The sequence below is a fragment of the Pseudomonas fluorescens genome (assembly GCF_001307155.1).
Taxonomy (GTDB): Bacteria; Pseudomonadota; Gammaproteobacteria; order Pseudomonadales; family Pseudomonadaceae; genus Aquipseudomonas; species Aquipseudomonas helvetica.
In genome coordinates this window covers 2418886-2427500 of sequence record NZ_CP012830.1, presented here as the reverse complement: position 1 = coordinate 2427500, position 8615 = coordinate 2418886, and the positions used below count along the sequence as shown (strand labels likewise).

The following is an 8615-nucleotide window of genomic DNA, read 5'->3' as shown; positions in this document are numbered from 1 at the left end:
CAGCTTCTTTAAAAGCAGCAACGGCGGCAGCCTCAAGACCCAGCACTCGCTGCAAAACCTCAAGCGTGTGCTCGCCTAATAGAGGAGGGGCGCTACGGTACTCCACCGGCGTCTCGGACAAGCGAATGGGACTGGCAACCTGCGGCACCAACCCAGCCAGCGCATGAGGAAGCTCGATCGCCAAACCGCGCGCCTTAACCTGCGGATCGGCAAATACCTGCGACAGATCGTTGATCGGCCCGCACGGCACACCCGCCTGCTCCAGCTGCGCCACCCACTCGGCAGTGGTCTTGAAGACCGTAGCCTGACGAATCAGCGGAATCAGCACCGCACGATTCGCAACACGGAGCTTGTTCGTCGCGAACCGTGGATCATCCGCCCACTGCGGCTGACCAGCCACTTCGGCGAACTTGCGGAACTGCCCATCATTCCCCACCGTCAGGATGAAATCACCATCCGCGGTCGGGAAGTCCTGATAGGGAACGATGTTCGGGTGAGCATTACCCAAGCGCTTGGGAGCTATGCCGGTAGTCAGGTAATTCATCGCCTGGTTAGCAAGGCACGCCACCTGAACGTCCAACAACGCCATGTCGATGTGTTGACCACCACCCTCATGCTCCCGATGCGCCAATGCCGCCAGGATCGCCACTGTCGAGTAGAGCCCTGTCAAAATGTCTGTCAGCGCTACACCGACCTTCACCGGCCCGGCACCCTCATCACCTTCAGGGCGCCCGGTCAGGCTCATCAAGCCGCCGAGCCCCTGGATCATGAAATCGTAGCCCGCACGCTTGGCATAAGGTCCGGTCTGGCCAAAGCCGGTGATCGAGCAATAGATCAGATCAGGATTGATCGCCTTGAGGGTTTCGTAGTCCAGCCCATAAGCGGCCAGACCACCGACCTTGAAATTCTCGATCAGGATGTCGGACTGTGCTGCCAGCTCACGAACCAGACGCTGACCTTCGGCCTGAGTAAAGTCGATAGTCACTGACTGCTTGTTGCGATTAGCCGACAAGTAATAAGCGGCCTCGCTGGTGTTCTCGCCGTAAGCATCCTTAAGGAACGGCGGCCCCCAAGCGCGAGTGTCATCGCCATTGCCCGGGCGCTCGACCTTTATAACCTCGGCGCCGAGATCCGCGAGGATCTGGCCGGCCCAAGGTCCGGCCAGTACTCGTGATAAATCCAGTACCCGCAAATGCGATAACGCACCCATGGCCGCTCTCCTATTAATAGAACGCCTGGAGACCGGTCTGCGCACGACCCAGGATCAGCGCGTGAACGTCGTGAGTCCCTTCATAGGTGTTCACTACCTCAAGGTTGACCAAATGACGCGCAACACCAAATTCGTCGGAGATACCGTTTCCGCCCAACATATCGCGAGCCATTCGGGCGATGTCCAACGACTTGCCGCAAGAGTTGCGCTTCATCATCGAAGTGATTTCGACGGCAGCCGTGCCTTCATCCTTCATACGCCCCAGACGCAGGCAACCTTGCAGAGCCATGGTAATTTCAGTCTGCATGTCCGCCAGCTTCTTCTGGATCAACTGGGTAGCAGCCAAAGGCCGGCCAAACTGCTGACGATCCAGGGTGTACTGGCGAGCGGTGTGCCAGCAGAATTCGGCTGCGCCCAAAGCGCCCCAGGCGATGCCATAACGGGCAGAGTTCAGGCAAGTAAAAGGGCCTTTCAAACCGCGGACATCCGGGAAGATGTTCTCTTCTGGAACGAATACGTTGTCCATCACGATCTCACCGGTAATGGAGGCACGCAGACCGACCTTGCCGTGGATCGCCGGAGCGCTCAGGCCTTTCCAGCCTTTCTCCAGGACGAAGCCACGGATATCGCCGGCGTCATCCTTGCCCCACACCACAAATACGTCAGCGATCGGGCTGTTGGTGATCCACATCTTGCTGCCGGTCAGGCTATAGCCGCCTTCCACTTTGCGTGCACGAGTGATCATCGAGCCCGGATCGGAACCATGGTTCGGCTCTGTCAGACCAAAGCAACCAATCCACTCACCGGTAGCCAGTTTCGGCAGGTATTTCTGTTTCTGCGCTTCAGTACCAAACTCGTTGATCGGCACCATGACCAACGAAGATTGCACGCTCATCATTGAGCGATAGCCAGAGTCGATGCGCTCGACTTCACGAGCGATCAGCCCATAGCTGACATAGTTCAGGCCGCTGCCGCCGTACTGCTCAGGAATAGTCGCCCCCAGCAGACCGATCTCGCCCATTTCGCGGAAGATCGCCGGATCGGTTTTCTCATGACGGAATGCTTCAAGAATGCGTGGAGCCAGCTTGTCCTGAGCAAACTGAGCAGCGCTGTCGCGCACCATGCGCTCTTCTTCGGTGAGCTGTTGATCCAGCAGTAGGGGATCGATCCAGTTGAAGCTAGCTTTACCAGCCATGAGAGAGTCCTCGCGAAGTAGGTCAAATATCGTGGACTGATCCTAGGCGCCGCTGGCGCATTGGGCAAACGAGGATTTTGCATACTGTTGTGCTATTTCCTCACTCCGTAATAGCCTTAGACGCCACCCATGCCAACTATTAGTGAGGTTGCCGTACATGCGCAGGAAGATACCCAGCACAGCCGCACTGATCAGCTTCGAAGCGGCAGCCCGTCATGAGAGCTTTACCAAGGCCGCTCAAGAGTTATCGCTGACTCAAGGAGCGATATGCCGACAGATCGCCAGCCTGGAGGAGTTCCTCAGCGTCGAACTGTTCCGACGCTCACGACGCGGCGTTAAGCTGACCGAAGCAGGGCTTTCCTACAGCCGGCGCGTAGCAACGCAATTGGATGCTGTTGAACGGGATACGCTGTCAGTGATGGGCCAGCAGGGCGCCAACGTCATCGAACTGGCGGTCGTGCCGACCTTTGGTACTCAATGGCTGCTGCCGCGACTCAAGGACTTTCAGCAGCAACATCCGGAAGTCACGGTCAATCTGACCAACCGCACACGACCCTTTCTGTTTGCCGACACCGATTTTGACGCCGCGATCTACTTTGGCGACGCCGATTGGTCCGGGACCGAATCCCACAGGCTGATGGGCGAGAATCCGATGCCGGTGTGCAGCCCGAGATTACTTGGCGATCACACACACCTGAGTGCCGAAATGATTGCCGACCTGCCGCTACTGCAGCAGACCACACGCCCTTACGCCTGGCGCCAGTGGTTCGACTCACAGCACCTGAATGTCCCCCGCGACATGACAGGTCCGCGTTACGAGCTATTCTCCATGCTGGCTCAGGCGGCAATGCATGACATGGGTATAGCGCTGATCCCACCGTTCCTGATTCAGCGTGAGCTGGCGGAGAAACGACTGGTGATTGCCAACCCTCAGGCCCTGTCGAGCATCAAGGCCTATTACCTGATGATTCCTGACCGCAAGGTCGAATCAGCCTCTTTACGCGCATTTCGCGATTGGCTGGTTAACCAGGCACATAGCTACAACCTAGAAGGGCAGGGCTTATTCGCCACTAGTTGACCTCGTAGTCAGCAAAACTGAAGCACTACAGATATAAGTATTTGTCGCATTTAAGCAGACTGTACTTTCAGGAGGCACAATCGTCCCACAAGCGCCTAACGGCGCGGCTTTGCGGCCCTGATTCAAAGCAATGCCGCGTCATTCACAGCACCGATATGTAATTTCCTGGATTTCGACAGAAATCCTTACAAGGCACGGCCTACAAGGGATTTAGGCGGACACTTGCGACATTCGGTCACAGGGTGACTTGTAGTTAATTTTCCGTCACCCGTCATAATCCCTTGAAGGGCGCAAAGTTCGCCTGCAAAATGCCGCGCCCCGCCCGAAATACGGCGGGGGCGTGCTGATCGGCCGCCCCAGCCGCACCCTCCGCAGTGCGCTGGCCTTCCAAGAATGATCGAAAGCAATAAGATCAAGCAGGAGATTTGACGTGCACATTGGTGTTCCTCTCGAAACCCAGACCGGTGAAACGCGGGTTGCTGCAACCCCGGAAACCATCAAGAAGCTGATCGGCCAGGGTCATAAGGTCACTGTGCAAAGCGGCGCCGGCATTAATGCCAGCGTTGTCGACAGTGCTTATGAAGCGGCAGGCGCAATGATTGGCAGTGCCAACGAGGCATTTGGCGCAGAGCTGATTCTCAAGGTCGTCGCCCCCAGCGACAGCGAACTGGCCCTGATCAAACGCGGCACCGTGCTGGTGGGCATGCTCAACCCGTTCAGCAATGAAACCATTGCCAAGCTGGCCGAGTGCGGGATTACCGCGTTCTCCCTGGAAGCCGCGCCGCGCACTTCCCGAGCGCAAAGTCTCGATGTGCTGTCCTCGCAAGCCAACATTGCCGGCTATAAAGCCGTATTGCTGGCCGCCCATTACTATCCGCGCTTCATGCCGATGTTGATGACCGCCGCTGGCACCGTGAAGGCCGCTCGCGTGCTGATCCTTGGCGCCGGCGTGGCGGGACTGCAGGCGATCGCCACCGCCAAGCGTCTGGGTGCGGTGATCGAAGCGTCCGATGTGCGCCCGGCGGTGAAGGAACAGATCGAATCCCTTGGCGCCAAGTTCGTCGACGTCCCGTACGAGACCGATGAAGAACGTGAGTGTGCCGTCGGTGTCGGCGGTTACGCACGCCCTATGCCGGCCAGCTGGATGCAGCGTCAGGCCCTGGCCGTGCACGAACGCGCCAAGCAGGCCGATATCGTCATCACCACCGCACTGATTCCCGGCCGCAAGGCACCTGTGCTGCTGAGCGCTGAAACCGTGGCGCAGATGAAACCCGGTTCGGTGGTCATCGACCTGGCCGCGGCACAAGGCGGCAACTGCCCGCTGACCGTGGCCGACCAGGTGGTGGTCGCGCACGGCGTGACCATTGCCGGCCCGACCAACCTGGCCGCGCAGGTCGGTGCAGACGCCTCGGCGCTGTACGCGCGCAATCTGCTGGACTTCCTGAAGCTGGTCTTCACACCCGAAGGCCAATTCCAGATCAACCTAGAAGACGACATCGTCGCCGCGTGCCTGATGTGCCGCGACGGCCAAGTCATCCGCAAAAACGCCTAAGCAGGGATTCAGACGATGGAAGAGCTTATCTCCCCCGGTATCTACAACCTGATCATCTTCGTGCTGGCGATTTATGTCGGTTATCACGTGGTCTGGAACGTTACACCCGCACTGCACACGCCGTTGATGGCAGTGACCAACGCCATTTCGGCAATCGTGATCGTCGGCGCCATGCTGGCGGCGGCGCTGACCGTGACGCCGCTGGGCAAAACCATGGGCACCCTCGCTGTGGCGCTGGCTGCGGTCAATGTGTTCGGTGGTTTCCTGGTGACCCGCAGAATGCTTGAGATGTTTAAGAAAAAAGCCCCGAAAGCCGTAAAAGAAGAGGCGCCCAAGTAATGAGCATGAACCTTGTCACGACGCTCTACTTGATCGCGTCGATCTGCTTCATCCAGGCCCTGAAGGGCTTGTCGCACCCGACCTCGTCGCGACGCGGCAATGTGTACGGGATGCTCGGCATGGCCTTGGCCATCGTCACCACCGTCGGGCTGGTGTTCAAGCTGGGCTCCGAGCTGGCCACCGCCGGTATCGGTTACGTGATCGTCGGCCTGCTGATCGGCGGTACTGCCGGTTCGATCATGGCCAAACGCGTTGAAATGACCAAGATGCCAGAGCTGGTCGCGTTCATGCACAGCATGATCGGTATGGCAGCGGTGTTTATCGCCATCGCCGCCGTGGTCGAGCCGCAGTCGCTGGGCATCGTCAAACAACTGGGCGATTCGATCCCCGCCGGCAACCGTCTGGAGTTGTTCCTCGGCGCCGCCATCGGTGCAATCACCTTCTCCGGTTCGGTGATCGCGTTCGGCAAGCTGTCGGGCAAGTACAAGTTCCGCCTGTTCCAGGGCGCACCAGTACAGTTTGGCGGTCAGCATAAAATCAACCTGCTGTTGGGCCTGGCAACGCTGGGCCTGGGCGTCACCTTCATGATGACCGGCAACCTCGGCGCCTTCGCCCTGATGCTGGCCCTGGCCTTCGTGCTGGGCGTAATGATCATTATCCCGATCGGCGGTGCCGACATGCCCGTCGTAGTGTCGATGCTCAACAGCTATTCCGGCTGGGCAGCGGCAGGTATCGGCTTCTCGCTGAACAACTCGATGCTGATCATTGCCGGCTCCCTGGTCGGTTCGTCCGGTGCGATCCTCTCGTACATCATGTGCAAGGCGATGAACCGTTCGTTCTTCAACGTATTGCTCGGTGGTTTCGGCAACAGCGCAGACGCGGCCGGCCCAGCCGGTTCGAAAGAAGCCCGCCCGGTGAAATCCGGTTCGGCAGACGACGCCACCTTCCTGCTGACCAACGCCGACACCGTGATCATCGTTCCAGGCTACGGCCTGGCGGTAGCACGGGCGCAGCACGCGCTTAAAGAGCTGACCGAGAAGCTGACCCACCGTGGGGTGACCGTGAAGTATGCGATCCACCCGGTGGCCGGTCGGATGCCCGGCCACATGAACGTGCTGCTGGCCGAGGCCGAAGTGCCTTACGACCAGGTGTTCGAGATGGAAGACATCAACTCCGAGTTCGGCCAGGCCGACGTGGTGCTGGTGCTCGGCGCCAACGACGTGGTCAACCCGGCGGCGAAGAACGACCCGAAATCGCCGATTGCCGGCATGCCGATTCTCGAAGCGTTCAAAGCCAAGACCATCATCGTCAACAAACGCTCGATGGCCAGCGGCTATGCCGGTCTGGATAACGAGTTGTTTTACCTGGACAAAACCATGATGGTTTTCGGCGACGCCAAGAAGGTCATCGAAGACATGGTCAAAGCCGTCGAGTAAAGACTGCTCCAGCGCAATATCGAAAACCCCGGCCTTTAGTAGGCTGGGGTTTTTTATTGCCTGAAGAAAACCGACCAAAGGCTCTAAATCAGGGGCCAGCATTCGACCATGGTCGCGGGGCGAATTTTTTCGAAATCACTAGACTGCGCATCTTGCTTCCGTTGCCCGAGATAACCATCCATGTACCGTGATCGTATCCGCTTGCCTTCGTTGTTGGATAAGGTAATGAGCGCCGCCGACGCTGCCGCTCTGATTCAGGACGGCATGACCGTCGGCATGAGCGGGTTTACCCGCGCCGGCGAAGCCAAAGCCGTACCCCATGCACTGGCCGAACGTGCCAAGGTCACGCCGCTGAAAATCAGCCTGATGACCGGCGCCAGCCTGGGCAACGACCTCGACAAACAGCTGACCGAAGCCGGTGTGCTGGCCCGTCGTATGCCGTTTCAGGTCGACAGCACCCTGCGCAAGGCGATCAACGCCGGCGAGGTGATGTTCATTGACCAGCATCTATCCGAAACCGTGGAACAACTGCGCAACCAGCAACTCAAGCTGCCGGACATCGCAGTGATTGAAGCCGTGGCAATCACTGAACAGGGCCACATCGTGCCAACCACCTCGGTCGGTAACTCGGCCAGCTTCGCTATATTCGCCAAGCACGTGATCGTCGAGATCAATCTGGCGCACAACCCGAATCTGGAAGGTCTGCACGACATCTATATCCCGACCTACCGTCCGACCCGCACGCCTATTCCGCTGGTCAAGGTCGACGACCGTATCGGCAGCACCGCGATCCCGATACCGCCGGAAAAGATCGTCGCGATCGTCATCACCAACCAGTCCGACTCGCCGTCCACGGTGCTGCCGCCGGACAACGACACCCAGGCCATTGCCGACCACCTGATCGACTTCTTCAAGCAGGAAGTGGCTGCCGGGCGCATGACCAACAAGCTCGGCCCGCTGCAGGCCGGTATCGGCAGCATCGCCAACTCGGTGATGTGCGGCCTGATCGACTCGCCGTTCGAAGACCTGACCATGTACTCCGAAGTCCTGCAGGACTCGACCTTCGACCTGATCGACGCCGGAAAACTGAGCTTCGCCTCGGGCAGCTCGATCACCCTGTCGAGCCGGCGCAATGCGGATGTGTTTGGCAATCTTGCACGCTACAAGGACAAACTGGTGCTGCGTCCACAGGAGATCTCCAACCACCCTGAAGTGGTTCGTCGCCTGGGCATCATCGGCATCAATACGGCGCTGGAGTTCGATCTGTATGGCAACGTCAACTCCACCCACGTCTGCGGCACGCGGATGATGAACGGCATTGGTGGCTCCGGCGACTTTGCCCGTAACGCGCACCTGGCGATCTTTGTCACCAAGTCGATTGCCAAGGGTGGGGCGATTTCCAGTGTGGTGCCGATGGTCAGTCACGTTGACCACACCGAGCATGACGTCGACATCCTCGTGACCGAGATCGGCCTTGCCGATTTACGTGGCCTGGCGCCACGGGAGCGGGCGCGGGTGGTGATCGACAACTGCGTGCACCCGGACTACCGCGAAGCGCTGAATGCTTACTTCGAGGCGGCCTGCGCCATCGGCGGACACACCCCGCACATCCTGCGCGATGCCCTCAGCTGGCACATCAACCTGGAAGAAACCGGCAGAATGCTCGCCGTGTGATTGATACAGATGGCAGCTGACGCAAACACAATTTCGTCAGCTCGCCATCGTCAACCCAACATCCTTCAAAAACTGTACTGCTGTACCGGTCATTTCCTACCGTAATTGCCCACACTTCCGAGCCAAACACC

General features: G+C 58.9%; 7 protein-coding genes (1 of these 7 running past the window's edge). 5 read left to right on the top strand and 2 right to left on the bottom strand.

All coding sequences use genetic code 11. From position 1 onward, the window contains the following. Together AO353_RS11105 and AO353_RS11100 are read right to left on the bottom strand one after the other, a co-directional pair. A protein-coding gene (locus tag AO353_RS11105) for a CaiB/BaiF CoA transferase family protein (RefSeq protein WP_054594979.1) crosses the window boundary here: on the bottom strand, positions 1-1210 show its 5' portion. 11 nt of this gene lie to the left of the window's left edge; the window shows 1210 of its 1221 coding nt (coding positions 1-1210); its start codon is at positions 1208-1210; its stop codon lies off the left edge, out of view. A 13-nt stretch (positions 1211-1223) separates the two neighbouring features. Next, complete coding sequence (locus AO353_RS11100; RefSeq protein ID WP_054594978.1) at positions 1224-2405, bottom strand: acyl-CoA dehydrogenase; 1182 nt, start codon at positions 2403-2405, stop codon at positions 1224-1226. 157 nt (positions 2406-2562) lie between these two features. On the opposite strand from AO353_RS11100, the gene AO353_RS11095 reads away from it, so the two are divergent. From AO353_RS11095 to AO353_RS11075, 5 genes are all read left to right on the top strand, one after another. Beyond that, a complete protein-coding gene (locus tag AO353_RS11095; protein WP_054594977.1) occupies positions 2563-3483 on the top strand; it encodes a LysR family transcriptional regulator in 921 nt (306 codons plus the stop codon). Between the two features lie 430 nt (positions 3484-3913). Further along, positions 3914-5035, top strand: a complete 1122-nt coding sequence (locus tag AO353_RS11090) for a Re/Si-specific NAD(P)(+) transhydrogenase subunit alpha (protein WP_054594976.1) — start codon at positions 3914-3916, stop codon at positions 5033-5035. Between the two features lie 15 nt (positions 5036-5050). Further along, the gene (locus AO353_RS11085; protein ID WP_003187010.1) at positions 5051-5374 is read left to right on the top strand and encodes an NAD(P) transhydrogenase subunit alpha; all 324 of its coding nucleotides are present in this window, start codon (positions 5051-5053) and stop codon (positions 5372-5374) included. Next, positions 5374-6810, top strand: coding sequence for an NAD(P)(+) transhydrogenase (Re/Si-specific) subunit beta (locus AO353_RS11080; RefSeq protein WP_054594975.1), 1437 nt, complete (start codon positions 5374-5376; stop codon positions 6808-6810). The genes AO353_RS11085 and AO353_RS11080 overlap by 1 nt, the downstream gene beginning before the upstream one ends. Positions 6811-6990: 180 nt before the next feature. Continuing rightward, on the top strand, positions 6991-8484 hold the full coding sequence (locus AO353_RS11075) for an acetyl-CoA hydrolase/transferase family protein (protein WP_054594974.1): 1494 nt from the start codon (positions 6991-6993) through the stop codon (positions 8482-8484). Positions 8485-8615 lie beyond the last annotated feature (131 nt).